Genomic DNA, 26,100 nt, shown 5'->3' with positions numbered 1-26,100 from the left:
TCGTGGGCCTCAAGGCCCGACCATCGACGGTCGCGATCTGACAACTATTCATGCGCATCAGTGCAAGTAAGTGACACCTCTGCCCAGAGAGGATTGTGTCAACGGTCACACCGCTGGAGGGTGGCCGGCCCAGATGCAGTTCGACCAGAGGGGATGCGCGATGACCGCAGTTGACGAGACGATCCGGCCCGAGCTGTCGGCAGGAGCCAGAACACAACTGCTCGTGGACGGCACCTGGCGTGACGCGGCCGGAGGTGAGACCTTCGAGGATCTGAACCCCGCGACGGCGACCGTGTTGGCCAGTATCGCGGCGGCAACCCCGCGCGATGTCGACGACGCGGTGCGTGCTGCGCGGGCGAGTCTCGAGGAAGAGTGGGGTGCGACACCCGGTGCGGTACGCGGTGCAATCCTCAACCGGGTCGCGGATCTGATCGACCGTGACGCCGAGACGCTCGCCCACCTGGAGGCGCTCGACGTGGGCAAGCCCGTCGGCCAGCCAGGGATGCTCGATGTGCCCAACGCGGCTGCGACCTTCCGTCACTTCGCCGGCTGGGCCGACAAGATCACGGGTGAGACGATCCCGACGGCGGGCTATTTCGGTCAGCCCACACACTCGTACACCGTGCGCGAACCGGTCGGTGTGATCGGTGCGATCATCCCGTGGAACACGCCGCTGATGATCGCGGCATGGAAGATTGCACCGGCGTTGGCGGCGGGCAACACGATGGTGGTCAAGCCGCCGGAGGATGCGCCGTTGTCGATTCTCCACCTCGCCGGTCTCCTGCAGGAGGCCGGACTGCCCGACGGCGTGGTCAACGTACTTCCCGGACTCGGCGACGTGACGGGCGAAGCGATCGTGACCCACCCCGACGTCGACAAGGTCAGCTTCACCGGCAGCCCACGCGTGGGCAAGCACATCGCCCGCGCAGCAGCGGAGACATTCAAGCGTGTGACTCTCGAACTCGGCGGAAAGTCGCCCCAGATCATCCTTGCCGACGCCGACCTGGAGGCCGCGATCAACGGCACGGCCATGGGTCTGTTCTTCAACCAGGGTGAGGTGTGTGCCGCGGGCACGAGGGTCTTCGTGCACAGGTCTGTGTACGACCAGGTGGTCGAAGGATTGGCCGCGGCGGCGGCTGCGCAGGTGGTCGGCGACCCGCTCGATCCTGCGACCACCATGGGAGCGCTGGTGAATGCGCGGCAACTCGACACCGTGCTCTCCTACATCGAGAGCGGCAAGGAGCAGGGCGCGCGACTCGCGGCCGGTGGCGAGCGGGCCGAGGGCGATGGATTCTTCGTGCGCCCAACCATATTCGCCGATGCGACCAACGACATGAAGATCGCTCGTGAGGAGATCTTCGGTCCTGTGGGAACCGTGATCGCTTTCGACGACGTGGATGACGCCATCGCGATGGCCAACGACACCGATTACGGTCTCGCGGCGTCGATCTGGACTCGCGACGTTTCACTCGCGCACTCGCTGGCGGGCAGGGTTCGTGCCGGTGCTGTGTGGGTCAATGGCTGGGCTGCAATAGATCCTGCGCTTCCCTGGGGAGGGATGAAGACCAGCGGGGTGGGCCGCGAACTCGGATGGGCGGGCATCCTCGCCAATACCGAGGAGAAGGTTGTCACCGTCGTCCTCTGACGTCAGGTCGACGTCGATAGATTTCTGTAATACACACTGCAACAACACTTCTGGGAGGAATAGCGGTGAAAACGCAAGCAGCAGTACTGTGGGAGCCCGGTCAGGACTGGCAGATCGAGGAACTCGAACTCGACGCTCCCCGGTGGGGTGAGGTGAAGGTCGAGCTCGCGGCATCGGGCATGTGTCACTCGGACGAGCACGTCCGCGACGGCAGCGTACCGGTCGGGATGTACCCCTACATCGGCGGTCACGAGGGGGCCGGTGTCGTGACGGAGATCGGCCCGGGTGTCAAAAGCGTCGAGGTCGGCGATCACGTCGCGCTGGGGTTCATCCCCGCGTGCGGGCGTTGCCCGTCGTGTGCCAAGGGCATGTCCAGCATCTGCGATCTCGGTGCGAACCTCCTTGCGGGGGTCCAGCTCTCCGATGGCACCGCACGCCATCACGTCAACGGGCAGGATGCGGGGCTGATGTGTCTGCTCGGCACGTTCGCGCCGGTCACCGTCGTCAACGAGGCCTCGTGCGTGAAACTCACCAACGACATCCCGCTCGACAAGGCTGCACTCGTCGGTTGTGGTGTGACCACGGGCTGGGGTTCTTCGGTGTACGCGGCCGGTGTCTCTGCAGGTGAAACCGTCGTGGTGCTGGGAATGGGCGGCGTCGGCTGCGGTGCCGTGCAAGGAGCGGCGCTCGCGGGCGCACGGCACGTCGTTCTGGTAGATCCGTCACCCTTCAAGCGTGAGCAGGCCAAGGTGTTCGGGGCGACCCACGCGGTGGCGACGGTCGACGAGGCGCTCGAACTCCTGCAGGAGATCACCTGGGGTCAGCTTGCCGACAAGGTGCTGATCACGGTCGACGTCGCCCGTGGCGAGCTCGTCGGCCAGGCGATGAGTCTCGTCGCGAAAGGTGGTGTCTGCGTTCAGGTGTCGGTCGGTGACCTGACCGCCACTGATGTCACGATGAGCCTCTTCGATCTGACTGCGATGCGAAAGACGTTCAAGGGCGCGTGGTTCGGGAACGCCAACATCCGGTTCGACATCCCGCACCTGTTGCGGCTGTACATGGAGGGCCAACTCAAGCTCGACGAGATGATCACGCATACCTACTCTCTCGATCAGGTCAACGAGGGATACGCGGCCATGCGGAGAGCGGAGAACATCCGCGGCGTGATCATGTACTGAGCGGGAGACTCTCATGTCAGAACTGCGCACTCCGCTGGTGTGTCTCCACGGACTGACCGGAAGTCCACGGAACTGGGATTCGATTCGGCAGTCGGTGGAGGAATACCACCGGGTTGTCACGCCGACGATTCCCGGTCACCGCGACGGACCGGACTTCGTTGCGCGTGAGGGTGTCTCGGCAGTGAACGTGCTGGCGGACGGCATCGAACAGCAGCTGGATTCGGCCGGTGTCGGTGACGCGCATCTGGTCGGGAACTCGCTCGGCGGCTGGCTCGCACTCGAACTCGCGGCGCGCGGGAGAGCCCGATCGGTCGTGTGTCTGTCGTTTGCTTTCGGTTGGTCGAAAGGAGCACACGTCGAGGCCGTGTTCCGGGGTTTCGAGGTGGGTCGGCGGGTGTACCGTGCAGTCGGCCCGGTCGGAGCAGCCGTGACCAGGTCACGGACTGCCCGGAAGATGTTGTTCGGCAAAGTGATACACAGAACCGATCAACTGGATTCTGTGTCGGCGGTAGGAATCATCGACGACAACCTCGCCTGTCGCGCCTTCCACCCGCTCATCGCAGCATTCCGCACCGAGCCGCTTCCGGAATTGGGGCCGATCGATGTGCCGGTCACACTCGCGTGGGGGACCGAGGACGTGTTGATTCCGGAATCGGCCTTCGGCACCCGTTTTGCCGAACTGGTGCCGAAGGCCGAGCGTCGTAGCATCGCAGGGGTCGGGCATGTACCCATGTATGACGATCCCAACGCTGTCAGCGCCGAGATACTGCGTGTAACGGCGTGATTCGTCGGTATCCCATACAGCCGTGCGCTTCATCCGCGGTGTGAACAGACCGTTCACACCGCGGATGACGAAGTCATACCGCGGCGTGCGACCAATGCTCTACTGCCTGTCGCGATACTCCCGCGGACTCATCCCGTATGTGCTTTTGAACAGCTTGGAGAAGTGGGCTGCGTCGACCAGTCCATTCGACGCAGCGATGTCGCCGATGCTTCGGTGAGCCTGACGGGGATCGGCGAGATCGCGTCGACTGCGCGCCAGCCGCCGTTGCCGGATGAAGCCGGACACCGTCTGGCCATCGTGCGCGAACAGCTTCTGTAGCTGACGGACCGAGATGTGATGTTTCGCAGCCACCGCGGCCGGCGACAAGGTGATGTCGCCGAGAGTGCTCTCGATGTAGGAGCGTGCCGACATCAACACTGTTTCTCCGCTGCCGAGGTGGTTGGGTGTGGCCGCGCGTAGTGCCGCACTGACCAGGTCGGCGACTGCTTCGGTGACAAGCGGATTGTCGGTGGCATCCGAATGCGGCTGTCGGACCTGCTCATCGAGCGAGGTGAGTACGGGCCGCAGCAGTGCACCGATTCCGGTCGACGATGCGATGGTTCTGGCTGTCGCATCGCGCAATTCGTTCTCTCCGATGCGTATCGCGGCGCGGCCGACCACTGCGACGAGCATCTCGAAAGAATCGTTCAACGACAGCTCGTAGCAATGGCTGGTGTCGTAGACCGCGATATCCCCGGGGCCGAGCGCTGCGACACGGCCGTGCTGTGTGACGGTCGAATGACCACGAACCTGCAGGGCGACCTTGATCACGCCGGGGTCGGAGCGACGTATGGTGATCGGCGAACGCCGAATACGCGCTCGGGAGCCGATCACTCCGGACATCTGGAGCTCACCGAGGTCCGCGCTGGAGAGCGCGCCGCGGAAGGGCTCGCCGTGGCCCTGGAGCGGGATGGCATCAAGCGGAACGAACGCCGACGAAACCGCCTCGCGCCATTCATCGAACCCCGCATCCCGGAGTATCTGGGGCGAAGGTTCGCGAGTGGTCCGCATCGTCGTCTAGTCCTTGGGTCGGTTGTCCACCAGTCGCTTCGCTTTCCCTGTCGAACGCTGCAGGGAGCCCGGCTCGGCGATCATGACGTCTACGGTAACGCCGATGCGATTCTTGATGAGTCGTTTCAGGTTTGCCGCGGCAGGGGCTCGGTGGTGTTCGGCGACATCGGGCCGGTACTCGACGCGGACGGTCAACGTGTCCATGCGACCGGGGCGGTCGAGTACACACTGGAATTGTGGAGCCAGTGCCGGTTCGGTGAGGATCAATTCCTCGATCTGGGTGGGGAAGAGGTTGACGCCACGCAGGATGATCATGTCGTCGGTTCGGCCGGTCACCTTCTGCATCCGCCGCATGGTGCGCGCAGTACCCGGGAGCAGCCGGGTGAGGTCGCGGGTGCGGTACCTGATGATTGGCATGGCTTCTTTGGTGAGCGAGGTGAAGACCAGTTCGCCCTCCTCGCCGTCCGGCAGGACCTCACCTGTCATGGGGTCGATGATCTCCGGGTAGAAGTGGTCCTCCCAGATGTGCAGCCCGTCTTTCGTTTCCACGCACTCCTGCGCAACGCCCGGACCCATCACCTCCGACAGGCCGTAGATGTCGACGGCGTCCATCGCGAGGGTGGCTTCGAGTTCCGTCCGCATCTGCTCGGTCCACGGCTCGGCGCCGAACACCCCGGTGCGTAGCGAGGTTTTCGCGGGATCGATGCCCTGGCGCTGCATGGCGTCGACGATGGTCAGCATGTACGACGGCGTCACCATGATCGCGTCGGGCTCGAAGTCCTCGATGAGCTGAATCTGCCGTTCGGTCATACCGCCCGACATCGGAATCACCGTGCAGCCCAGACGTTCTGCACCATAGTGGGCACCGAGCCCGCCGGTGAACAGCCCGTAGCCATAGGCGACGTGCACCTTGTCACTCGGTCTGACTCCCGCCGCGCGCAGACTGCGCGCAACCAGGTCGGCCCAGTTGTCGAGATCCCGACTCGTGTAGCCGACGACGGTGGGTCGTCCGGTGGTTCCCGACGACGCGTGCAGGCGGGAGATCTCGTCCTGCGCAACCGCGAACATGCCGAACGGATAGTTGTTGCGCAGGTCGGCCTTTGCGGTGAACGGGAAGAGCGCGAGATCGCCGAGACTCTTCAGGTCGTTCGGGTGAACACCCTTGGCATCGAACGCTTGTCGATAGTGCGGAACGTTGTCGTATGCGTGCTGCAGCGTCCAGCGCAGGCGCTCGAGTTGGAGTGCGCTGATCTCGTCGCGGGAAGCGAACTCGATCTCGGACGTGTCGTGTCCGCCGGTGGAGGTAGGAAGTGTGGTGGTCATCGTGGGCTCCGTGGTGAGGATTGTGGACTGTGTGGGATCGTGCTGAGCCGAGCGGGGCCGGGCGAGAACAGTGGCGTGGGTCAGCTGTCGAAGTCGACGGCGACGGTGTCACTGACCGGATAGGTCTGACAGGTCAGGACGAACCCCGCGTCGACCTCGGACTGCTCGAGCGCGTAGTTGCGCACCATGTCGACCTCGCCGCAGGTGATCTTTGCGCGACAGGTGCCGCACACGCCTCCCTTGCACGCGAACGGGAGGTCCGCGCGCAGCGTTTCTCCGGATTCGAGGATGGTCTCGTCGCGAGCGAGTGTCCCGGTGACCGATCGTCCGTCGAGTGTGAGGGTGACCTCGCTCGTGGGTCCGGAACCGGTTGACTCGCGGTGGCGGGCGACAGGTGGTGGAACTGCCTCGACGTAGAACAGCTCGTTGTGGATACGAACGGCGTCGACGCCACGTTCGGCCAGAGATCGCTTGGCCCCCTCGACCATGTCGAGTGGTCCGCAGAGCCAGAAGTCATCGACATCGTCAGTGGGAACCACGGTGTCGAGGATCGAGTCGAGGCGCTCACGGTCGAGACGCCCGCTGAACAGTTCGACTTCACGCGGTTCCCGGGACAGCACGTGGATGATGTCGAACCTCGGGCCGTACTCGTCTTTGAGATCGGCGAGTTCTTCGGCGAACATGACCGATCGCGTACGGCGATTGACGTAGATGACGGTTACCTGCGCGTCGGAGCGCTCCAGCAGTGACGACGCGATCGAGAGCATCGGTGTGATGCCCGAACCTGCCGCGATCAGCAGATGTCTACCACCCGCATGCGGGTCTGCGTAGAAGGTTCCGCTCGGTGCCATCACGTCGATCTGATCGCCCGCGCGGACCTCGTGGACGAGCCACGAGGAGAAGAGGCCGCCATCGATCTCGCGTACACCGACTCGTGGCGCGGTACCGACGGGTGCGCAGATCGAGTAGGACCGGCGATGCTCGACGCCGTCGACAACCCGACGGAGCGTGAGTGACTCGCCGGGTCGGAAGGCGAAGTGCTCGGAGAGGTCGGCGGGGACCTCGAACGTCACGGCGGCGGCGTCGTCGCACAGCTGCTCGACGTCGGCGACGGTGAGGGTGTGAAAGTCTCGTGAGCGTGCCGACGGCCTGCTCTGTGTCGACCCGGTGGCCATGGTGGTGGTGGACATCGTCAGATCTCCTTGACGTGGTCGAACGGTTCCGCGCATTCGATACAGCGGTAGTGCGCCTTACAGAGTGTTGCGCCGAACTCGGAAACGAGTGTCGTTGCAGCCGAGCCGCAGTGAGGACATTCGACGTCGCGGGGGCGAGTGGTCAACGTGAGCGGTATCGGTCCGGTGGTGCGCCGTGGGGCAGGTCCCGGCGCGGAGTAGCCGGCGGCAACGAGCTTGCGGCGCCCGGTGGCAGTGATCCAGTCGGTCGTCCACGCCGGTTCGAGCTGGGTGACGATCTCGACGTCACGGTAGCCGTGACGGGCAAGCGCGGATTCTATGTCGGATCTAATTGTCGCCATGGCGGGGCACCCGGAGTAGGTAGGGGTGATCAGCACTCTGACGAGGTCGTCCGCCACTGTCACGTCGCGCACGATACCGAGGTCGGCGAGAGTGACCATCGGCATCTCCGGGTCGAGGACAGCTCCGACGACCTCCGCGGGTGTCGACGTGTATGGGTCAGCCGTTGTGGCGCTTGTCATCTCACCACGACGCTTCGGGATGTGCACGGGCAACGCTCTGCATTTCGGCGAGCAGGTGGCCGAGGAACTCGGTGTGCGCGCCGTCTCGACCGGCACGTCCTCCGAGTCTGCCCGCGGTGGCGGTTTCAGGAGCATCGACTTCCGCGGCGGAGAAGATGTGCTCGAGAACGTCGTCGAATTCCATTCGGACAGTGCGCGGGTCGACGCCGACGCCGACCGCGGCGAGCTCGAGCTCGTCGGCGGTGGGTTCGAACAACTCGTTCACGTACGGCCAGATCCGTTCCAGCCCTTCGATGAGTCGACGACGCGATTCGTCGGTACCGCAGCCGAACGTGACCATCCATCGCGCTGCGTAGTCGCGGTGATAGGTCAACTCCTTGACGCCCTTTCGCGCGACCGCCGCCAGTACGGGGTCACGCGAGTCGCGTAGTCGGGCGAACAGCGCCAGGCGCCAGGCCGACAGGATTGTCAGCCACGCCATCGACTGTGCGAAGTCTCCGTTCTCGATCTCGGCAATGCGTACGTTGCGGAAGTCGTTCTCATCGCGGAAGAACGCCAATGCGTCCTCGGGTGGCGCGGGCGATGTCGGGGTGACGAAGGGCACGAGCGAGGCGTCTGCCGCTGCTGCGCGTGCGAAGAGCAGTCGGGTCTGACCGAGGAGGTCGAGCGCCACATTGGCGATGGCCACCTCCTCCTCGAGCTCCGGGGCGTGGGTGGTCCATTCGGTCAATCGCTGCGCGGCGACGAGGGCGTCGTCGCCGAGCATGAGGCAGTATCGGCCCAGGGCCGCGGTGTCGACATCGTCGGGGACCGTGGTGTCCACACCGGCGAGCGGGTCGTCGAAGCTCGTGCCGAAAGCCCACTGTCCATGCTGGTCTTCGGGGATGTCGTGTGTGTCGACGAGTCCCTGGTAAGCGTTGTCGTGATCTGTCATCGTCGTATCGCTCTCACATGTGCGGGACGTTGTCGGGGATGTCGTAGAACGTGGGATGCCGGTAGACCTTGTCGCCGCTCGGCGCGAAGAACGGGTCCTTTTCCGACGGACTCGACGCGGTGATATCGGCGGACCTGACCACCCAGATGCTGACGCCCTCGTTGCGGCGGGTGTAGACGTCGCGCGCATGCCGAAGGGCCATCTCATCATCTGCAGCGTGCAGTGAACCGACATGCACGTGGTTGAGTCCGCGCTTGCCCCGCACGAACACCTCGTACAGCGGCCATTCTGCTTTGATCTGACTCATTTGTTCATCTCCTGCTCGTGGTCGGTGCGGTGTTGGCGGGCAGCGAAGGCCGCGGCGGCCTCGCGGACCCACGCACCGTTGTCGTGGGCTGCGCGACGTACGCGGATGCGCTCATGGTTGAGCGGCCCGTCCCCTTTGACCACGGCGGTGAACTCACTCCAGTCCGGCTCACCGAAGTCATAGGACTCGCGGTCGGGGTTCCAGGTGAGGTCGGGGTCGGGGAGTGTGACGCCGAGCGCCTGTGCCTGCGGCACGGTCATGTCGACGAAGCGCTGGCGTAGTTCATCGTTGCTGTGACGCTTGATGTGCCAGGCCATCGACTGTTCTGTGTTCGGCGACTGTTCGTCGGGCGGGCCGAACATCATCAGCGCCGGCCACCAGAACCGGTTGACCGATTCCTGCACCATCTCCCGTTGGGCGTCGGTGCCCCCCATCATGACGGTCAGTAGTTCGTAACCCTGACGCTGGTGGAAGGACTCCTCTTTGCAGACCCGGATCATTGCGCGACCATATGGACCGAAAGAGCTGCGGCACAGCGGAACCTGGTTGCAGATTGCCGCACCGTCGACGAGCCAGCCGATGGTACCGACATCGGCGAAGGTCAGCGTCGGATAGTTGAAGATCGACGAGTATTTCTGCCTGCCCGACAACAGTTTGTCGACGAGATCGTCGCGGTCGGCGCCGAGTGTCTCGGCGGCAGAGTAGAGGTAGAGCCCGTGGCCTGCCTCGTCCTGGACCTTCGCGGTCAGGATTGCCTTGCGCCGCAACGATGGTGCGCGCGTCAGCCAGTTGCCTTCCGGCTGCATCCCGATGATCTCCGAATGCGCGTGCTGGGCAATCTGGCGGATGAGGGTCTTGCGATAGCCGTCAGGCATCCAGTCGCGCGGCTCGATCCGCTGGTCGTCGGCGATCGTCTGGTCGAAAACGGTGAGGAGCTCGTCCTCTGTCGGGCTGTCCGCGTGCGATGTGGTCATGGGTGGCAATTCCTTGGGCTGGAGTCGAACGGTGTTCTCGGGTCGGGATCGTGGTGCTGTCAGTGGCCGACGAACCGGGGCTTCTCTTTGGCGAGGAACGCCTCCACGGCCGCCCGATGATCGGTGGTCTGACCGAGCATGCGTTGTGCTGCTGCCTCGCGGTCGAGCGCATCGTCGAGACCGGTATCGGGTGCGTGAACCAGGCGGACGATCTCGCGGAATGCGGCCGTGGGTCCGGACGCGAGCCGATTGGCGAGCTCTGTTGCGGTGGCACGTACCGCGTCGTCCTCGACCACTCGATGGACGAGGCCCCAATCGAGTGCCTGCGCTGCGGGTACGCGATCGCCGAGCATGAGCAGTCCGGTTGCGCGACTCGGGCCGAGAAGTCGTACGAGTTGATAGCTCAAGCCGGAATCCGCGGCCAGGCCGATTCCCGCGAATGCGGTGGCGAAGCTCGACGATTCTCCTGCGACGCGGATGTCGCCGGCCAGTGCGATACCGAATCCCGCACCTACACAAGCACCCTGGATGCCGACGACCACCGGTACGTCGATCGCGGTGAGTGCTCGTACCAGTGGGTTGTAGTCGTCGACGACCGTGTCCATGGCAGACGCCGGCGACGCCTCCAGGGCGCTCACGTGTTCCGCGAGATCCTGCCCGACGCAGAAGTTCTTTCCGTCGGCGAGGAGAAGTAGTGCACGAACGGAGTCATCGTCGGCGGCGGATTCGAGTGCCGCGCGCAAGGCCGTCTTGGTGGAGCGGTCCAGAGCGTTGTGCGCACCGGGCCGGGCGAGGGTCACGGTCAGCACACCGTCGTCGACGGACGTGGTGACGGTCTCGGTGGTCATTACCTGTTCCATTCGTAGAATCCCTTTCCGGACTTTCGGCCAAGCTCGCCGCGAGCAACCTTGTCGCGCAGCAACTGTGGCGGTGCGAAACGATCGCCGAGCGTCGTCGCGAGATGTTCGGCGATCGCCAGGCGGACGTCGAGACCGACGAGATCGGTGGAACGCAACGGGCCCATCGGATGCCGATAACCCAGTTCCATGGCGCGGTCGATGGACTCGGCGTCGGCAACACCTTCTTCGACCATGCGGATCGCCTCGAGTCCGAGGCAGACACCGAGTCGGCTGGTGGCGAAGCCGGGTGAATCATTGACGACCACCGCGGTCTTGCCGAGACCTTGGACCCAGGTACGAACCGCGGCGGTGGTCGACTCCGACGTCGCCGGTGCTCGCACGATCTCGACGAGATCGGATACCGGCACCGGGTTGAAGAAGTGCATGCCGATGAACCGTGCGGGGTCCTCGAGTGCCGTCCCGAGCTCACTGATGGACAACGAGCTGGTGTTGCTGGCGATGATTGTCGAGGCACTCACCGTCTTGCCGACGATGCCGAGTACCTCGACCTTGAGTACCGGGTCTTCCGGCACTGCTTCGACGACGAGGTCGGCGTCGGACGGGATGTCCTCGGGTGCGCCGACGAACGTCACCCGGGAGAGCACCTCGGCCGCCGGCTGTCCGCCGAGGGCGTCACGCTCGGTTGCGCGATCGAGACCGATGCGGACACGCTCGGCTGCCGCGTCGCGATCGGCGGCTTCGGCGACAGTCACCGACGAGCCGGCGGTGGCGAAGACCTGGGCGATTCCCGCGCCCATGCGGCCGCCACCGATCACTGCGACACGAGACGGGGTGGGCGAGCTCATTTCTTCCTCTCCAAAAAGTTGGTCATGCGCGTGCGCTTGTCGTCGGTTTCGAAGAGCACTGCCTGCGCGACGTCGGTGGCCCAGGCGTGATCGCCAGGCGCGTCGATGACCGTTTTCGACAAGCGGACCGCGAGCGGGGCCTGACGGGTGATTCGATCGACTACGCCGTGTGCCGCATTGAGCGGATCGTCGACGACGTCCATGACGAGGCCGAACCGCAATGCGGCGTCGGCATCGAGGTTGCGCCCGCCGAGCAGGACCTGCTTCGCCACCGACATGCCGACGAGGTCGGGAAGGCGGTAGCTCGCCCCCGCCGCCGCGAGGATGCCGAGACCGGGCTCGGGGTTGCCGAACACCGCGGTGGACGAAGCGATCCTGATGTCGCAGGCGTACGCCAGTTCTGCACCGCCACCGAGTGCGTAGCCCGACACCGCCGCGACCGTGGGTAACGGGAGCCGAGCGACACGGTCGAAGAGGCGACGATTGATACCGGCGAGTGCGTCATCACGATTGCGTGCGCGCAACTCGGCTATGTCGGCACCCCCCGCGAAATGGTCACCATCGCCGACGACGATGACCGGTTTGGGGTCGCGCTCGATGACTGCACATGCGCTGTGGAGTTCGTCGATCATGTCGCCGCTGATCGCGTTGCGTTGCTGCGGTCGTGTCAGTGTCACCACATAGCGGTCCCGGGTGGCTTCTACCCGGATCAGCGAGAAGTCAGAGGCCGAAGTCTCGTGCGTGTCGCAAGTCACTTGCTGTGACATACGGAATCTCCCTCACGTTGTGGACATCTTCATTAATAACCGACTATTTGGTCGGTTCGCAAGTGTTTGCCGAAACCGGACCCTGCTCCTGAGAGGATGGATTCATGACGACCTCACGAACTGCGCGTCGGGCCGGGAAGGTCGGCCGCCCGGGCTACGACCTGGATTCGCTGCTGGCTGCGGCGGTCAAGGTGTTCAACGAGAAGGGTTACGACGGCACCAGCATGGATGTGTTGGCTGCGCGCCTGGGCTTGTCGAAGTCGTCGATCTATCACCACGTCTCCGGTAAGCAGGAGCTGCTCGAGTTGGCGCTCAATCGCGCGCTCAATGCGCTGTTCGCCGCGACCACGGAGTCGGGAGCCACGCAGGGGCGTGCGATCGACCGACTCGAATACCTGGTCAGGCGCAGCGTCGACATTCTCTCGACGGAGCTGCCGTACGTGACCCTGTTGCTGCGGGTGCGCGGGAACACCGCGGTGGAAAAGCGTGCACTCGCTCGGCGTCGAGAATTCGACGAGTTCGTCGGCGACCTGGTCGTCGCGGCCGCGCGGGAGGGTGACATCGCAGAGGGAACGGACCCCGCGTTGGTGTCGCGCCTGCTGTTCGGCACGGTGAACTCGCTCATCGAGTGGTATCGCCCGCGGGCCGGGATCTCCTCGGAGGCGCTCGCCGACGCGGTCGTGGCGATGACCTTCGACGGACTGCGACGCAAGTAGCGGGGTCTCCCGTGGCCGTTTTGGTGCCGCTCTTGACAACTCGCGTGCCCTCTGGAGATGGTAATAACCGACCGAATGGACGGTAGAGGGAGAAAAGCGTGAGCGGTGTGCTGAAAAGCTATGCGTGTGGGAAGTGGTTCTCGGCGGAGGATGAGGGCACCCCACTGCTGAGTGCGGTGGACGCTCACGAGGTTGCCCGCATCTCGTCGACCGGTCTGGATCTGCAGGCGATGACCGACTACGCACGAGAGGTCGGAGGTCCGGCTCTGGGCGCGCTGACCTTCCACGAACGGGCTGCCCTTCTCAAGCAACTCGGCCTCATGCTGATGGCGGGTAAGGACGAGTTCTACGAACTCTCGCGTCACACCGGCGCCAGCACCCGTGATTCGGGCGTCGACATCGACGGCGGGTTCGGGACGTTGCTGAGCTACGCGAGCAAAGCACGTCGCGAGTTACCCAACGACACGATCGCCCTCGACGGTGATGTCGAACCACTCGGCAAGGGGGGAACGTTCGTCGGCCAACACGTCTACACGTCACGCCGAGGAGTCGCGGTACAGATCAATGCCTTCAATTTTCCGGTCTGGGGATTCCTGGAAAAACTCGCACCGGCATTCATCGCGGGCGTGCCCTCGATAGTCAAGCCTGCGAGTCAGACCGCGTATCTCACCGAGTTGGTGTTCCGACGGATCGTCGAGAGTGGGATTCTCCCGGAGGGCTCTGTTCAGTTGCTGTGCGGCAGTGCGCGCGACCTTCTCGACCACCTCGGTGGCCAGGATTCGGTCGCGTTCACCGGTTCTGCCGACACCGCTGCGATGCTCCGTGCGCACCCAGCGGTCACGGGGACCGGTTTGCACTTCACCGCCGAAGCCGACTCGCTGAACGCATCGATTCTGGGAACCGATGTGTCAGAAGATGATCCGGAGTTCGAGCTGTACGTCAAGCAACTCGTCACGGAGATGACGGTCAAGGCGGGTCAGAAGTGTACGGCGATCCGTCGGGCGCTCGTGCCCGAGTCCCTCGTCGACGCGGTGATCGGTGCGGCGTCGACCAGACTTGGTCGCGTTGTCGTCGGTGATCCCGTGTCCGAGGGTGTGACCATGGGGGCTCTGGCGAGCGTGGAGCAGCGTGACGAAGTGCTGAAATCGCTTCGAGGACTGACCAAGTCGGCAGAGGTGGTGTTCGGCGACCCGGACCACGTCGACGTAGTGGGTGCAGACCCCGCCAAGGGTGCCTTCATGTCGCCGATCCTGCTGCGCGCCAACGACAAAGAGGCGCCAGAGCCGCACGACATCGAAGCCTTCGGTCCGGTCGCGACGGTGATCGGGTATACCGACCCTGCTGACGCTGTCTCGCTGGCGGCGCGCGGCAAGGGCAGTCTGGTCGCTTCGGTGGTGACCAAGGACGCCGCGCTCGCCGCCGAGATCGTGCGTGGACTTGCGCCGTACCACGGACGCGTGCTCGTCCTGAACGAAGAGGATGCCCGTGAGTCGACAGGGCACGGATCACCCTTGCCGGTACTCGTCCACGGGGGACCGGGCCGAGCCGGCGGCGGTGAGGAACTCGGCGGTATCCGAGGCGTGTTCCACCATATGCAGCGCACGGCGATTCAGGGCTCGCCGGATGTGGTGACCGCTGTCGGCAACCGTTGGGTCGCGGGATCTCAGCGCATCGCCTCCGAAGTACACCCCTTCCGAAAAGATCTGGGTCAGTTGATGATCGGTGACACGATCGTCGGCGGCCCCCGCAAGGTCACCCGCGCCGACATCGATCACTTCGCCGAGTTCACCGGCGACACCTTCTACGCTCACACCGATCCCGAAGCGGCAGCGGCCAATCCGCTGTTCGGTGGGATCGTTGCGCACGGCTACCTCGTCGTCTCGCTGGCAGCCGGGTTGTTCGTCGACCCGGCACCGGGGCCGGTCCTGGCCAACTTCGGCGTCGACAACCTCCGGTTCCTCACGCCGGTCAAGGCCGACGATTCGTTGACCGTCACGCTGACCGCCAAACAGATCACCCCGAGGCAGAACGCTGACTACGGTGAGGTGCGGTGGGACGCCGTGGTGACCAACCAGAACGACGACCCGGTCGCGAGCTATGACGTCCTGACGTTGGTCGCGAAACCCTGACAATCACCTGGCAGCCCTGAACGATTCAGGCAGCCTGTAGAACCGTCCAGCAAGGAGAGGTCATGACAGTACGTGTTGCGGTGTGTTACGGCGCGCCAACCGACCCGGCAGCGTTCGACGACTATTACCGGCGAGTCCACATCCCGCTCGCTCGCAAGATTCCCGGACTGTCGGGATTCACGTGGGGTAAGGCGGCGTCACTGGACGGATCGGAGCCGCCCTATTACGCGATTGCGAGTCTCTACTTTCCCGATGCCGACACCATGCGCGCGGGGCTTGTCTCGGAGGAGATGCGGGTGGCGGGAGCCGACGTGCAGAACTTCGCCACCGGTGGAGCGACCATGTTCACCCATGACGAGGAGTCGGTTCTCGGTGACTGATCAGATGTCGACGGCGGCGGTCGAGTCCGTTCCGCACGCGATCGCGCGTCGTATGTTCGCCGACGATGTCGCGTCGCGTCGGCTCGGTATCGAACTACTCGAACTCGGCGACGGGTGCGCGACGACGAGAATGACCGTCTCGGCCGACATGGTCAATGGGCACGCGATCACGCACGGCGGCTTTGTGTTCGCGCTCGCCGACACGACCTTCGCGCTGGCCTGCAACAGCCGTGACGAGGCTGCGGTCGCGGCTCGCTGCGACATCCGCTATCTCCAACCGACACGGGAGGGCGACGTCCTCGTCGCCCGGGCAACCGAGCTTCGACGATTCGGGCGGAACGGCATCTATGACGTGTCCGTGTCGTGTGGCGACACCGTCGTGGCCGAGTTCCGAGGAGACAGTCGCGTCGTCCGAATGTGACCCTCGCGGCCGCGGTTGCGGCCCTCGCTAAGCTCATCACATGGAACCCGTGTACGCCTCCGTCATCACCACCGCGCGATTGTTGTGGCTGGCCGAGGGCTTGAAGTTCAAGATCTCCGGTGTCGAGAACGTTCCGAAGAGCGGCCCGGGCGTCGTCGCTCTCAACCACACGGGCTACATGGACTTCACCTACGCGGGCATCCCGGCATACCTGCAGGGCAAGCGGTACGTGCGCTTCATGGCGAAGAAGGAGGTCTTCGACAACAAGGTGTCCGGGCCCATCATGCGCGCGCTCAAGCACATCCCGGTCGATCGCTCGCATGGCGCCGAGAGCTACCACGCCGCCGTCGACTACCTCAAACAGGGCGAACTGGTCGGGGTGTACCCCGAGGCGACGATCAGTCGGAGCTTCGAACTCAAGGAGTTCAAGACCGGAGCAGCGCGCATGGCGTTGGAGGCGAACGCCCCGCTGATTCCGACGGTGATCTGGGGAGCCCAGCGCGTGTGGACCAAGGGATTCCCCAAGCGCCTCGGTCGTACCGGTTTCACGATCATGGTCGGCGTCGCCGAACCGATCGAACCGGTCGGCGACCCGAAGACATTGACGGCACAACTGCACAAGTCGATGAGCGAGAAGCTGCTCGAACTGCAGGACGCCTACGGCGAACACCCCAAGGGTGAGTTCTGGGTGCCTGCGCGGCTGGGTGGATCGGCTCCGACACTCGAAGAAGCCAACCGCCTCGACGCCGAGGAGAAGGCAGCGCGGCGGGACGCGCGCAATGCTCAGCGCGGCGACACGCCTTCCTCGTAACTGGGCTCGACGGCACTCAGTCGTGGGTTCGCCCTGATCGGGTTCGATGCGCCCAGGTCGGGGATCGGGCAGTCCCTTCTTACACGTGTACGACGATGCTGATGTCCGGTCCGTCGCCGGGCTCGGGGATGGTTGCGCTGCAGTCGTCGCGTCCGCAATCGCACGTGAACACAGTGCTCGAGAGAAGCGCTTCTACTCTGTGCTGCGTCATCCCGCGCGTGCGGGCGATGCGTTTGGCGAGATCGGCGAAGCCGTCTGCCGATCCATTGATGCCGGTCGTGTTGTCGACGAGGCGCTCGACGAGTTCGGAAAGCATGCGGTACTGCGCCCAAGCGAGATACGACCGACCTCGATCGAGTTCGTACACGCCGATCACGAGCGCGTTCACATCGGCGCGGTCGAGGTCGGCGGGATGAGACGGCCCGATACGCTGGACCGGTGAGTTCTGAGGTCTCGGGTGCTTCGTCGTCGGATGCGACGGTGCGTTCGCGAACCGGGCGACGTCGGGAACCGGTCTTCCGCATCCTCGAGTTGATTGCAGCGGGCATCATCCGCGGCCAGAAGATGGACCTTCGACTCGATGGCCTCGACAACATCCCTGCCGACGGAGGTGCCGTGCTCGTGATCAACCACACGAGCTACGTCGACTTCCTACCGGCGGCCTATGGCGTGTACCGTGCGGGCCGTCGCACGCGTTTCATGATCAAGTCCGAGATGATGGACATCAGGATCATGCGCTTCCTCATCACCCACACGGGGACCGTGCCCGTCGACCGGTCGCAGGGTTCGGCTGCCTATCGGGCTGCGGTGTCGTCGCTACGCAACGGAGAGATCGTCGCGGTGTATCCGGAGGCGACGATCAGCAGGAGCTTCGAACTGAAGGAGTTCAAAACCGGTGCGGTCCGTATGGCAGCGGAAGCGGGGGTGCCATTGATCCCCAGCATCGTGTGGGGAGCGCAGCGGCAGTGGACCAAAGGCGGCAAACGTGACATCGGACGCAGTGGCATACCGGTCGCTGTCAGATTCGGTACGCCGATGCCTGTCGCGGCAGACGCCGATCCGGAGCAGGCCACGACCCGGTTGAGAGACGCGATGCGCGAGCTACTGACACGCGTGCAAGACGAGTACGGTCCTCATCCGCGGGGTGAGTTCTGGGTGCCGCACCGACTGGGCGGTTCGGCGCCGACTCCCGAGGAGGCGGCCGTCATCGAGAAAGAAGAAGCAGAGCGCAAGGCTGCGGCCCGCGCACGAAAGGCCAACGGTGAGTGACGCATCCGCAGTGACGAACGGCGAAACGCCCATCGGATTCGACGGGCAGCCGACCCTGATCGCCAGCGATGTCGACGGGACCCTGATCGACGATCAGAACACGGTGTCGCCCTTCACAATCGATGTTCTCGGGGCTGCATGTTCTGCCGGTGCCGAGTTCGTCCTGGCGACCGGGCGTCCACCACGCTGGATCGCGGAGATCACCGACCAGTTCCCGGGATCCGCGGTGAACGTGCGGTACGCCGTGTGCGCCAACGGCGCGATCATCTACGACGTCGCGCACGATCGGATCGTGCACTCGTCGCTGCTCCAGACCGATCAACTCGCCGTGCTGCGTGAAGTCATCGCCCGTCGGCTACCGGACGCCGGTGTGGCGGGCGAGCGCGTCGGATCGTCGGAGTTCGACGCTGCGACACCGCCGTTCGTCGCGACCGCAGGGTATCGACATGCGTGGCTCAACCCGGATCACGTCGAGGTCGGTGACGATGAGGTCTACTCCGAGCCGGTGGTAAAACTCCTTGTCAGGCAGCCTGATCTGACGAGTGGTGACATGGCGCAGCGTCTGCGTGCGGAGGTCCGAGGGTTGGCGCAGGTCACCTTCTCCACCGACAACGGACTCATCGAACTGTCCGTACCCGACACGCACAAGGCATCGGGCTTGCAGAAACTCATCGACCTCGCAGGGCTTTCCGGCGAGCGCACAGTGACTTTCGGCGACATGCCGAATGACGTCGAGATGCTCACCTGGGCCGGGCACGGAGTCGCGATGGGCCATGCACATCCCGCAGCCATTGCTGCTGCCGACGAGGTCACAGTCGGAAACAACGAGGACGGCGTCGCGCGGGTGCTGGCGCGGTGGTTCGCCTGAGGAGAGTTTGTCGCACACGTTCGCTGTATCGCGGAGTGTCCGTCGAACGGCGTACGCCAGCAATTTAGGTGTCCGCATTACCCTTTTAGCGCGAATGATCTGGACGTTAGAGTGGCAGTGCCCGGTACCTCTCGCTATTGGAAGTCCGCCATGGATCATGTTGGCGCCCCGCTTTCGACCCTGCCACCTCCGGCTGCGCTCAATATGCCCCGTCTGAATCAGTTCCGACTGCTCAGTGATCTCAACGCCGCGTCGGAGGTGTGTCGCGAACGCGCGCCGGTGGTCGAGATGAAGTTCGTGCCCGCCAGGATCTATCCGCCCGCAGTGTTCGTCACGTCCCCGCAGGGGGCGCGTGATGTGCTCGGGGCAGGTCCCGGCGTCATGGACAAGCGCGCGCCGATCTTTGTCGAGGGGCGAAAGTGGATGGGCGAAAACATGTTCAACCTTCCCGATGATGAGTGGCTACCCCGGCGAAGAACGGTACAACCGCTGTTCACCAAGCAGAGCGTGCGAGAGTTTGCATGCCACATGACTTCTGCCGTGTCGGCGGTTGAACACCAGTGGGTCGACGCCGACGTGATCGACCTCGACCGCGAATGTCGGCAGATCACGATCAATGCTCTCAGTCGCGCAGTGCTCGGCACTCATTTCGAGGCCACCCCCGAGATCGAACGCGATATACGGACGATATTGAGCCGGGCCACCGCTCGTGCGGTGCGACCCGTCAACGCGCCGATGTGGTCGCCTTCGTCCGCACAGCGCCGTGCAAAGAAAGCGCGTGATCGGCTGCGAGCCTTGGCCTCAGGCATCGTGTCGCAGTGTGTGGCCGATGGCGGGGTCGACGCACCCCTTGTTCGCCGATTGCTCAGTGAAACTGACGCTCAGACCGGCCAACCGCTCGACGCCGCTGCCGTTGCCGACGAACTACTCGTCTACCTCGTAGCCGGTCATGACACCACCGCGACCAACCTGACGTACGCACTGTGGCAGCTCGGAAGGAATCCTCTACTACAGGAAGCTGTACGTTCCGAGGTCTCTCTCGCCTGTGCTGACGAGGTGAGTGTCGAGGATATTCCGGCATTGCAGTTGACCGCCCGGGTGCTGCACGAGGCATTGCGTTTGTGCCCACCCGCCTCTCTCGTGTCCAGACTGGCAATGGAGGATGTGGAGGTCGATGGCCATCGTGTGGCCGCCGGATCGAACTGTGTGGTCGGGGTCTTCGCGATTCAGCGAGATCCGAAGTTGTGGGATCAGCCAACCACATTCGACCCTGATCGCTTCACTGGAGACTGGCACAGATCGATCGACCGATGGCAGTACCTCCCTTTCGGAGCGGGACGCCGCTCGTGCATCGGTGGCCATTTCGCCATGCTGGAGGCGACGATTGTCTTGGCGTCGATCGTGCGATCGTTTGACATCAGCTCCGTCGGAGACGACTTCCCGATGGCTGTGCCGTTCACCAACGTTGCGGCCGCGCCGATTCCGGCCCGGTTGAGACGGTTGCCGGACTAGCGACACCGTGCGTGCTCACCCGACCCGCGGTGTCAGCTCAGTCCGAGTGCGTACGCTCCGATGAAGGCGCGGACGGCGTCGGAGTTCGGCGGGTGAAAACTGCCCGCGCGGACGTCACGGTAGAGCCGTTCCAACTCGTTACGACGATGCAGCGCACCGGCTCCCGCGATCTCGAGCGCAAGGTCGGTGACCTGGCGTGCGACGCGGGTGCTGTTCTCCTTCGCTGCGAACAGGCGGAGGAGGGCACGGTCACCGAGATCCTCTCCCGCGGTGAGTGATTTGGTGAGGTCGTCGAGTGCTCCGGTCACGGCTTCGAGCGCCAGCTCTGCCTCCGCAACGTGATATTGCGTGAACGGCTTGTGTGCCACCGTCTCACCGTCGAGGCTGAGTGCACTCCTGGACGTCGCCGACGCTATGGCGAGATCCAGTGCACGACGCGCTATTCCGGCGTAGATGTTGCCGAGCGCGGGTAGTACCCAGGGGAAGATACCCGCGATGTATCCCGTTGGCTGCTGACCGAGGTCGACGATGCCGACCGTGCGTTCGTGTGGCACGAACACATCGTCGAGCAGGGTGTCGTGACTGGCCGTGGCTCGAACGCCGAGGGTGTCCCAGGTTTCGACCGTCGTGACGCCGGATTCGCCGCGCGGGACAAAGGTGTGCACGATCTTCGGGTGTTGCGGGTCGGAGTCGTCGCGGGCGTGCACTCCGAGCCAATCCCAGGCAGGGGACAGTGAGGTGAAGATCTTCCGGCCGCTGATGCGGTAGCCGCCTTCGACCGGTGTCGCGATCGTCGTCGAATCGTCGATGACGAGGTCGTTGCCGGGTTCGCCGTGTCCTGCCGCGATGACCTTGCCCGCCGCGACTTCGTCGGCAAGCCAGGAGACCTTCGAATTGCCCTGTGCGAGCTGATCTGTGATCGGGCCGACCCAGTACAGGTGCATGTTGATCCCGAGTGCTGTGGACGGCGCGAATGTCGCGAGTCGACGTTGCTCGGCGTTGAGTTGGTGCAGTGACAAGCCGAGCCCGCCGCGTTCGACGGGCAGTGCCGCGCGCAGGTAACCGAGTTCGGAGAGGTCGGCGAGGTCGTCGGCGAAGAAGGTGTTGTCGCGATCGTGGGCGACGGCGCGCTCACGGAAACGCTCGAGGGTGTCCTCCGGGATCACCCAGGTGTCGACGGGCTGGATGGTTGTCATGGCTGCTCCTTCGGTGTGCGTTGGTGCTGTCGGCGAGAGATCCGGTGCCCTCGGCGTCGGGTGAGGTGCTGTCGGCGTGAAATGCGGTGCCCTCGGCGTCGGGGGTGGTGCTGTCGGCGCGAAATGCGGTGCCCTTGGCGTCGGGTGCGGTGCTGTCGGCGCGGTCAGTCGAAGAACTGGTCGTCGGGACGCACTTGCAGCGCGATGCTGAAGCGATTGGCAGCCGCGAACGCTGCGACGACCTCGATGGCCTCGTAGATGGCGGCGTCGTCGAGTCCCAGGTTGCGCAGCCTGTCCAGGTCGTCGTCGGAGAATTCATTCGGGCGAGCCGAGAGGGTGGCGGCGAAGTCGGCGAGAACCCGCTGGCGTGGGGTGAGTTCGCGGACCTCGCGGTAGTCGACGGCGATCCTCGTACCGAGTTTCTTGTCTCCGAGAGCCTCGCCGAGGCTGACCGCGTGGTTGAGGCGGCAGTAGGAGCAGCCGTTCTCGGCGGAGCTCACCGTGGCGATCAACTCACGGTCGGGATAGGGGAGCAGCCCCGAACTGGGATCGAGCAGTCCGAGGATGTAGGCGTTGAAACGCGCCGCGTGGGCTCCGCCCAGGGCGAATGCGCGCACCCAATTGGGTATGTAGCCCACTTGCCGCTCGATGGAACGGATCTGCCGTTGGAGATCGTCGGGCAGTGCATCGATCTCCGGCACCGTGAGGCGCGAGATCTGGGTGCGGGGAGAAGCGTCGAGCGTGTCGGTCATCAGCTGTTCCTTGTCGTGTGGGCGGATCGCGAAACGTGCGGTGCTGTGGGTGTGAACCGTGGTGCCGTCGGCGTGAAACCGGGTGCCGTCGGCGTCGAATCCGTCGGTGTCGGTGTCGGTGTCGGTGTCGGTGTCGGGCGGGTGTTCCACTGCGGTGCGTCGAACGCTAGGGAACGGCGTCCGCTGCCGACAGGTTAAGAACACCTGCGATCACAACCAGGGCACGCACAGTCGACCGCTTGGAGCGCCCAGTCGGCAGCAGGGAGCGCCCAGTCGGCGGCAGGGAGCGCACAGTCGGCGGCGCGGGGCGCGGGATTCGTGACGGGGTTGTTATGCCCTGAGGTTGGTATTCGGGAGAAGAATCACTATGGTCACATAAGTCCCATCAGTAACATCTGTAACAGGCCTCATCGAGGAGTGTCTGCCCAACTGCGCGCTGGAGGTGCGGACAGCCGTGAACATCCGACTGTCGAATCCGTTCGTCTCCCGGGCGCGGCCAGGGAGTCGACGTCGTCGAACATCGTCCCTGGTCGTGTGTGCGGTGGCGCCTGCGCTGCTGGTCGGAGGGGCGTTCGCCGGCGACGGTCTCTCGCACCGCTCCGAGATCGGCCTCGTTGCCGAGTCATCGGTGACCCTGATCGGTCACGGACACGGGCATGGCCGCGGCATGGGGCAGTGGGGCGCGTACGGATACGCGAAGAAGGGCTGGTCGGCCGCGAAGATCCTGCAGCACTTCTACGGTGGGACGACGCTCGGCAAGACCGACAAGCCCGATATCACCGTCGGATTGAGCCAGCAGTCGGCGGTGAACGTCCGGGCTGACGCAGGTGCCCGGGTGGGCACTGTGCAGGTGAGCCCTGGCCAAGCGGTCAGCATCTCCGGTGGCACCGCGACCATCACCAACGGCTGCGGCGGCGGTGTCGTGCGGACGGTGCCTGCGACATTCGTCGATCCCGCGAACCCGGCTCCCGGGCGCACGGGCAACGAGCTCCTCAAGTTCTGCGGCTCCAATGCCGCGTATCGCGGTTCGCTGGGCTTCGACGGCGGGCGCGTCGTGAACAAGCTCAACATCGACGACTACGTCAAGGGCGTGATCGCCAAGGAGAGCATCCCGGGCTGGGGCGACGCGGGCGGCATGGAAGCACTCAAGGCGCAGGCTGTCGTCGCGCGTAGCTACGCGTTGGCGGCCATCGCCGGAGGCAAGAAGATCGACGACACGCAGAACTCGCAGATGTATGGCGGGGTCGCGGGTGAGGACCCACGAACCAATCGTGCCGCCGACGAGACGGCTGGGCAGATACTGCGTCAGAACGGACAACCCGCCTTCACGGAGTTCTCCGCGTCGACCGGTGGGTACACCGCGGGCGGACGTTTTCCCGCCGTCATCGACGAGGGTGATTCGATTGCGCCCGAACACAACTGGACCGCAGACGTGAGTGCGTCGAGTATCGCATCGGCCTTCGGTGTCGGTGCGCTCCGCAGCTTCGAGGTGATCGAGGCCAACGGACTCGGCCCGGAAAACGGACGTGCGCTGCGCGTGCGGGTATCGGGGTCGGGTGGCACGGTTGAGGCGACAGGTGAAGACGTCCGGACCAAACTGCAACTCAAGTCGTCGTGGTTCTCGGTGAAGGGGCAGACGAGTAAGCCGAAGATCGTGACACCGCCGACGTCGCCCGGTGGTGGTGCCGGACTCGGCTCGGCCGACCTCGGTTCGCTGATCCCGGACTCGCTGACCGGCCTTGCCGACAACCTGGTGCCCGGATCGTCGAAGTTGCTGGGAATCGCGACCGACGCCATGAACGGGAAATTCGGCGACCTCGGCGGCGTGACCGGTCCGCTCGGTCAGGCCATCGGCGTTCCCACGCTCACGCCCGATGGCGCCGGAGTCACACAGCTGTTCCAGAAGGGCATGATGTTCTTCAGTCAGCAGACCGGTGCGCACGTGCTTGCAGGAAAGGGCCTGTCCGATTTTCAGGAGCGCGGCGGAGTACCCGTGCTCGGATTCCCGCGCGCCGATCGGCTGAGGTGACCTCAGCAGGTATGCGCGAGTGTCACTCGGGTCCGGCGTCGACGACCTGGCGAGCGATGTCGACGAGCTTGGTGTTGGAGTCCTGGGACAGGCGTGCGAGCAGGCTGAACGCCTGATCGGCGCCGAGCCCGTAGCGCTCCATCAGCATTCCCTTGGCCTGGCCGATCAGGTCACGCGAGCTCAGTGCCGTCCGGAGTTGCTCCTTCTCGCGGACCGCGGAGAACACCGTCGCGGTATGGGCGGCGAACAGCTGGCCGAGCGCGCGCGTTTCGTCGTCGAAGGCGTTAGGTGTGGTGCTGTGCAAGTTGAGGGCACCGCGCTCCTCACCAGCGATGTACAGGCAGAAGCAGGCCATCGATCCGATCCCGAGGTCGGCTGCCGCGGTGCAGAACTTCGGCCACCTCTCCTCGTGACGCATGTCGTCGATCCAGATCGTCGTGTCGTCTGTCGCCGACCGGATGCAGGGACCCTCGCCGAGTTCCTGCTGCAACGCGTCCGACGCCGCGGCGATCTCACCGATCATCACCGGCGTCTCCACCTGGCCGTGGGACACGAGTGTGACGCTGGCGTAGTCGGAGCCGATCGTCTCGGCGGCAGCCTTCGTGAACAGGCGCAGCAGCATGTCGCTGTCGCTGCTCTCCGTCTGCAATTGCGCGACGAGGCGAGCGACCTCGGAACTCTTACGGGCGATGTCGGAGCCCGTCCACGTGGTCTGCGAACTCGCCTCGGAGGTGACGTCAGTCAATGCCGCATTCCTTCCAGCCGCACTTCACTTCGAGAAGTGGTCCTCAGCCGAAAACATACTCCGTGCCCCGCAGCAGGTGAGAGGTGATGGAGGTGCCGAGGACCGGTTGTGGACTGTCGCTCGGGCCGCGTGGGCGTTTCTGGTCGGCGAACGAGCGCGCTGCAGCATTCTTCACGGCCATCACGGTCGACGAGACCGGGACCGTCTGCACTCGGTGCCAGGGAATGGTCTCGTCGCCCGGGTGAGCCCAGTACCACAGCCAGATCGGATACATCCACAGTTGGAGTCCACGGGGCTTGGCCACTCGCATCGCGGACCGACCGACAGCCTCGTGATCGGCCTCCCCGTCGTGGTCCCACACCGCCAGCACGCCGTTGCGGACGTCGGGACTCTCATCGAGGGTGTCGCGGATCATCGCGTCGAGGCAATCGGGGTGCTGTGCCAGCGTTCCCGAATGCAGACCGCCCCACCGAGGGAGATCGAGGCCCAACAGCACCGACGCGGTGTCGAGTTCGAGGTGGCGGCGGTTGGCCAACTGCTCGGGGGACCCCGGATGCGCGGCGTGACCGTCGGAGACACAGATCGTCACCACGTCGATGCCCTGCGACGCTGCAGCGTGTACGAGGCCGCCGGCGCCGAGGATCTCATCGTCAGGATGAGCGGCCACGACGACCAGACGATCGATGTCGAACATCACCTCCGGCCAGGCCTGACCGGACAACCAGGCCAGCCACTCCGGCTCGGCGGTGCCGAACGACGTCGGAACCGTACGCGAACTCGGTGCGGGGAAGAAGCGCGTCATCGGCGTCCTGGGGGGAATCGGGACGTCGGAGTTCTGGATGGGGACGGGGGTGGCGCTGGGTGGGGTCATTGGCGGACTCCTGCCGGGAG

27 protein-coding genes are annotated in these 26,100 nt (G+C 64.7%); 12 read left to right on the top strand and 15 right to left on the bottom strand.

Translation table 11 applies throughout. The features are described 5' to 3' along the window. The first annotated feature begins 160 nt into the window (after positions 1–160). The 3 genes from styD (at position 161) to LK459_RS07960 (ending at position 3,607) form a co-directional block, all read left to right on the top strand. A complete protein-coding gene (styD, locus tag LK459_RS07970; RefSeq protein ID WP_227922620.1) occupies positions 161–1,645 on the top strand; it encodes a phenylacetaldehyde dehydrogenase StyD in 1,485 nt (494 codons plus the stop codon). Positions 1,646–1,710: 65 nt separating this feature from the next. Continuing rightward, complete coding sequence (locus LK459_RS07965; RefSeq protein ID WP_007238300.1) at positions 1,711–2,823, top strand: NDMA-dependent alcohol dehydrogenase; 1,113 nt, start codon at positions 1,711–1,713, stop codon at positions 2,821–2,823. A 13-nt stretch (positions 2,824–2,836) separates the two neighbouring features. Then, positions 2,837–3,607 carry an alpha/beta fold hydrolase gene (locus tag LK459_RS07960; protein ID WP_227922618.1) on the top strand — a complete coding sequence of 257 codons (771 nt, stop codon included), beginning with the start codon at positions 2,837–2,839 and terminating at the stop codon, positions 3,605–3,607. Between the two features lie 99 nt (positions 3,608–3,706). Here LK459_RS07960 and LK459_RS07955 read toward each other — a convergent pair whose 3' ends face one another. The 10 genes from LK459_RS07955 to LK459_RS07910 form a co-directional block, all read right to left on the bottom strand. After that, positions 3,707–4,657: an AraC-like ligand-binding domain-containing protein gene (locus tag LK459_RS07955; RefSeq protein ID WP_227922617.1), complete on the bottom strand. Its 951-nt coding sequence runs from the start codon at positions 4,655–4,657 to the stop codon at positions 3,707–3,709. A gap of 6 nt (positions 4,658–4,663) precedes the next feature. Next, positions 4,664–5,980, bottom strand: a complete 1,317-nt coding sequence (paaK, locus tag LK459_RS07950) for a phenylacetate--CoA ligase PaaK (RefSeq protein ID WP_007238297.1) — start codon at positions 5,978–5,980, stop codon at positions 4,664–4,666. Positions 5,981–6,060: 80 nt separating this feature from the next. After that, entirely contained in the window at positions 6,061–7,170 is a 1,110-nt protein-coding gene (gene paaE / locus LK459_RS07945) for a 1,2-phenylacetyl-CoA epoxidase subunit PaaE (protein ID WP_227922614.1), read from the bottom strand. A gap of 2 nt (positions 7,171–7,172) precedes the next feature. Next, positions 7,173–7,694: a 1,2-phenylacetyl-CoA epoxidase subunit PaaD gene (paaD, locus tag LK459_RS07940; protein WP_227922612.1), complete on the bottom strand. Its 522-nt coding sequence runs from the start codon at positions 7,692–7,694 to the stop codon at positions 7,173–7,175. A gap of 1 nt (position 7,695) precedes the next feature. Next, positions 7,696–8,628: a 1,2-phenylacetyl-CoA epoxidase subunit PaaC gene (gene paaC, locus LK459_RS07935; RefSeq protein ID WP_227922610.1), complete on the bottom strand. Its 933-nt coding sequence runs from the start codon at positions 8,626–8,628 to the stop codon at positions 7,696–7,698. A gap of 13 nt (positions 8,629–8,641) precedes the next feature. Next, entirely contained in the window at positions 8,642–8,935 is a 294-nt protein-coding gene (paaB, locus tag LK459_RS07930) for a 1,2-phenylacetyl-CoA epoxidase subunit PaaB (RefSeq protein ID WP_005178890.1), read from the bottom strand. Then, positions 8,932–9,909: a 1,2-phenylacetyl-CoA epoxidase subunit PaaA gene (gene paaA / locus LK459_RS07925; protein WP_227922608.1), complete on the bottom strand. Its 978-nt coding sequence runs from the start codon at positions 9,907–9,909 to the stop codon at positions 8,932–8,934. Before paaA ends, paaB begins: the two co-directional genes overlap by 4 nt. 59 nt (positions 9,910–9,968) lie before the next feature. Then, entirely contained in the window at positions 9,969–10,757 is a 789-nt protein-coding gene (locus LK459_RS07920) for an enoyl-CoA hydratase-related protein (protein ID WP_227922606.1), read from the bottom strand. After that, the gene (locus LK459_RS07915) at positions 10,757–11,614 is read right to left on the bottom strand and encodes a 3-hydroxyacyl-CoA dehydrogenase family protein (RefSeq protein ID WP_227922604.1); all 858 of its coding nucleotides are present in this window, start codon (positions 11,612–11,614) and stop codon (positions 10,757–10,759) included. The genes LK459_RS07920 and LK459_RS07915 overlap by 1 nt, the downstream gene beginning before the upstream one ends. After that, the gene (locus LK459_RS07910; RefSeq protein ID WP_007238291.1) at positions 11,611–12,381 is read right to left on the bottom strand and encodes an enoyl-CoA hydratase/isomerase family protein; all 771 of its coding nucleotides are present in this window, start codon (positions 12,379–12,381) and stop codon (positions 11,611–11,613) included. The genes LK459_RS07915 and LK459_RS07910 overlap by 4 nt, the downstream gene beginning before the upstream one ends. 104 nt (positions 12,382–12,485) lie before the next feature. Between LK459_RS07910 and LK459_RS07905 the strand changes: the two genes are divergently transcribed. The 5 genes from LK459_RS07905 (at position 12,486) to LK459_RS07885 (ending at position 16,838) form a co-directional block, all read left to right on the top strand. Continuing rightward, complete coding sequence (locus LK459_RS07905) at positions 12,486–13,097, top strand: TetR/AcrR family transcriptional regulator (RefSeq protein ID WP_007238290.1); 612 nt, start codon at positions 12,486–12,488, stop codon at positions 13,095–13,097. Positions 13,098–13,195: 98 nt separating this feature from the next. Continuing rightward, positions 13,196–15,226, top strand: coding sequence for a phenylacetic acid degradation bifunctional protein PaaZ (gene paaZ / locus LK459_RS07900; protein ID WP_227922602.1), 2,031 nt, complete (start codon positions 13,196–13,198; stop codon positions 15,224–15,226). 62 nt (positions 15,227–15,288) lie between these two features. After that, complete coding sequence (locus LK459_RS07895; protein WP_227922601.1) at positions 15,289–15,606, top strand: EthD family reductase; 318 nt, start codon at positions 15,289–15,291, stop codon at positions 15,604–15,606. A 52-nt stretch (positions 15,607–15,658) separates the two neighbouring features. Next, complete coding sequence (gene paaI, locus LK459_RS07890) at positions 15,659–16,027, top strand: hydroxyphenylacetyl-CoA thioesterase PaaI (RefSeq protein WP_407648787.1); 369 nt, start codon at positions 15,659–15,661, stop codon at positions 16,025–16,027. 40 nt (positions 16,028–16,067) lie between these two features. Further along, positions 16,068–16,838: a lysophospholipid acyltransferase family protein gene (locus LK459_RS07885; protein ID WP_227922596.1), complete on the top strand. Its 771-nt coding sequence runs from the start codon at positions 16,068–16,070 to the stop codon at positions 16,836–16,838. 79 nt (positions 16,839–16,917) lie between these two features. On the opposite strand, the gene LK459_RS07880 is transcribed toward LK459_RS07885, so the two are convergent. Beyond that, complete coding sequence (locus LK459_RS07880) at positions 16,918–17,226, bottom strand: hypothetical protein (RefSeq protein WP_007238285.1); 309 nt, start codon at positions 17,224–17,226, stop codon at positions 16,918–16,920. A gap of 50 nt (positions 17,227–17,276) precedes the next feature. On the opposite strand from LK459_RS07880, the gene LK459_RS07875 reads away from it, so the two are divergent. The 3 genes from LK459_RS07875 (at position 17,277) to LK459_RS07865 (ending at position 20,487) form a co-directional block, all read left to right on the top strand. After that, positions 17,277–18,107, top strand: coding sequence for a lysophospholipid acyltransferase family protein (locus LK459_RS07875; protein ID WP_007238284.1), 831 nt, complete (start codon positions 17,277–17,279; stop codon positions 18,105–18,107). Next, on the top strand, positions 18,100–18,975 hold the full coding sequence (locus LK459_RS07870; RefSeq protein WP_007238283.1) for a Cof-type HAD-IIB family hydrolase: 876 nt from the start codon (positions 18,100–18,102) through the stop codon (positions 18,973–18,975). The genes LK459_RS07875 and LK459_RS07870 overlap by 8 nt, the downstream gene beginning before the upstream one ends. Before the next feature lie 204 nt (positions 18,976–19,179). Continuing rightward, positions 19,180–20,487 carry a cytochrome P450 gene (locus tag LK459_RS07865; RefSeq protein ID WP_227922595.1) on the top strand — a complete coding sequence of 436 codons (1,308 nt, stop codon included), beginning with the start codon at positions 19,180–19,182 and terminating at the stop codon, positions 20,485–20,487. 32 nt (positions 20,488–20,519) lie between these two features. Here the strand turns inward: LK459_RS07865 and LK459_RS07860 are convergent, their stop codons facing one another. Together LK459_RS07860 and LK459_RS07855 are read right to left on the bottom strand one after the other, a co-directional pair. Beyond that, positions 20,520–21,683, bottom strand: a complete 1,164-nt coding sequence (locus LK459_RS07860; RefSeq protein ID WP_227922593.1) for an acyl-CoA dehydrogenase family protein — start codon at positions 21,681–21,683, stop codon at positions 20,520–20,522. Positions 21,684–21,847: 164 nt separating this feature from the next. Then, entirely contained in the window at positions 21,848–22,585 is a 738-nt protein-coding gene (locus tag LK459_RS07855) for a peroxidase-related enzyme (RefSeq protein ID WP_227922591.1), read from the bottom strand. Between the two features lie 304 nt (positions 22,586–22,889). Here LK459_RS07855 and LK459_RS07850 point away from each other — a divergent pair, with 304 nt between their 5' ends. Beyond that, complete coding sequence (locus LK459_RS07850; RefSeq protein WP_227922590.1) at positions 22,890–24,464, top strand: SpoIID/LytB domain-containing protein; 1,575 nt, start codon at positions 22,890–22,892, stop codon at positions 24,462–24,464. A gap of 22 nt (positions 24,465–24,486) precedes the next feature. Here the strand turns inward: LK459_RS07850 and LK459_RS07845 are convergent, their stop codons facing one another. Then, positions 24,487–25,209: a GAF and ANTAR domain-containing protein gene (locus tag LK459_RS07845; RefSeq protein ID WP_227922586.1), complete on the bottom strand. Its 723-nt coding sequence runs from the start codon at positions 25,207–25,209 to the stop codon at positions 24,487–24,489. A 43-nt stretch (positions 25,210–25,252) separates the two neighbouring features. Next, positions 25,253–26,080: a PIG-L deacetylase family protein gene (locus LK459_RS07840; protein WP_227922583.1), complete on the bottom strand. Its 828-nt coding sequence runs from the start codon at positions 26,078–26,080 to the stop codon at positions 25,253–25,255. Positions 26,081–26,100: the final 20 nt, after the last annotated feature.

The organism is Gordonia otitidis (assembly GCF_020735545.1).
Classification (GTDB): Bacteria; Actinomycetota; Actinomycetes; order Mycobacteriales; family Mycobacteriaceae; genus Gordonia; species Gordonia otitidis.
Note: the sequence above shows the minus strand (reverse complement) of the source record. Positions and strands in the feature narration are given on the sequence as shown.

Coding starts and splice junctions, on each gene's coding strand:
- LK459_RS07860 (WP_227922593.1), bottom strand. CDS start 21,683: ATGACAACCATCCAGCCCGTCGACACCTGGGTGATCCCGGAGGACACC.
- LK459_RS07865 (WP_227922595.1), top strand. CDS start 19,180: ATGCCCCGTCTGAATCAGTTCCGACTGCTCAGTGATCTCAACGCCGCG.
- LK459_RS07920 (WP_227922606.1), bottom strand. CDS start 10,757: ATGACCACCGAGACCGTCACCACGTCCGTCGACGACGGTGTGCTGACC.
- paaA (WP_227922608.1), bottom strand. CDS start 9,909: ATGACCACATCGCACGCGGACAGCCCGACAGAGGACGAGCTCCTCACC.
- LK459_RS07885 (WP_227922596.1), top strand. CDS start 16,068: ATGGAACCCGTGTACGCCTCCGTCATCACCACCGCGCGATTGTTGTGG.
- paaK (WP_007238297.1), bottom strand. CDS start 5,980: ATGACCACCACACTTCCTACCTCCACCGGCGGACACGACACGTCCGAG.
- paaE (WP_227922614.1), bottom strand. CDS start 7,170: ATGTCCACCACCACCATGGCCACCGGGTCGACACAGAGCAGGCCGTCG.
- LK459_RS07960 (WP_227922618.1), top strand. CDS start 2,837: ATGTCAGAACTGCGCACTCCGCTGGTGTGTCTCCACGGACTGACCGGA.
- paaD (WP_227922612.1), bottom strand. CDS start 7,694: ATGACAAGCGCCACAACGGCTGACCCATACACGTCGACACCCGCGGAG.
- paaB (WP_005178890.1), bottom strand. CDS start 8,935: ATGAGTCAGATCAAAGCAGAATGGCCGCTGTACGAGGTGTTCGTGCGG.
- LK459_RS07905 (WP_007238290.1), top strand. CDS start 12,486: ATGACGACCTCACGAACTGCGCGTCGGGCCGGGAAGGTCGGCCGCCCG.
- LK459_RS07895 (WP_227922601.1), top strand. CDS start 15,289: ATGACAGTACGTGTTGCGGTGTGTTACGGCGCGCCAACCGACCCGGCA.
- paaC (WP_227922610.1), bottom strand. CDS start 8,628: ATGACAGATCACGACAACGCTTACCAGGGACTCGTCGACACACACGAC.
- LK459_RS07910 (WP_007238291.1), bottom strand. CDS start 12,381: ATGTCACAGCAAGTGACTTGCGACACGCACGAGACTTCGGCCTCTGAC.
- paaI (WP_407648787.1), top strand. CDS start 15,659: ATGTTCGCCGACGATGTCGCGTCGCGTCGGCTCGGTATCGAACTACTC.
- LK459_RS07955 (WP_227922617.1), bottom strand. CDS start 4,657: ATGCGGACCACTCGCGAACCTTCGCCCCAGATACTCCGGGATGCGGGG.
- LK459_RS07915 (WP_227922604.1), bottom strand. CDS start 11,614: ATGAGCTCGCCCACCCCGTCTCGTGTCGCAGTGATCGGTGGCGGCCGC.
- styD (WP_227922620.1), top strand. CDS start 161: ATGACCGCAGTTGACGAGACGATCCGGCCCGAGCTGTCGGCAGGAGCC.
- LK459_RS07840 (WP_227922583.1), bottom strand. CDS start 26,080: ATGACCCCACCCAGCGCCACCCCCGTCCCCATCCAGAACTCCGACGTC.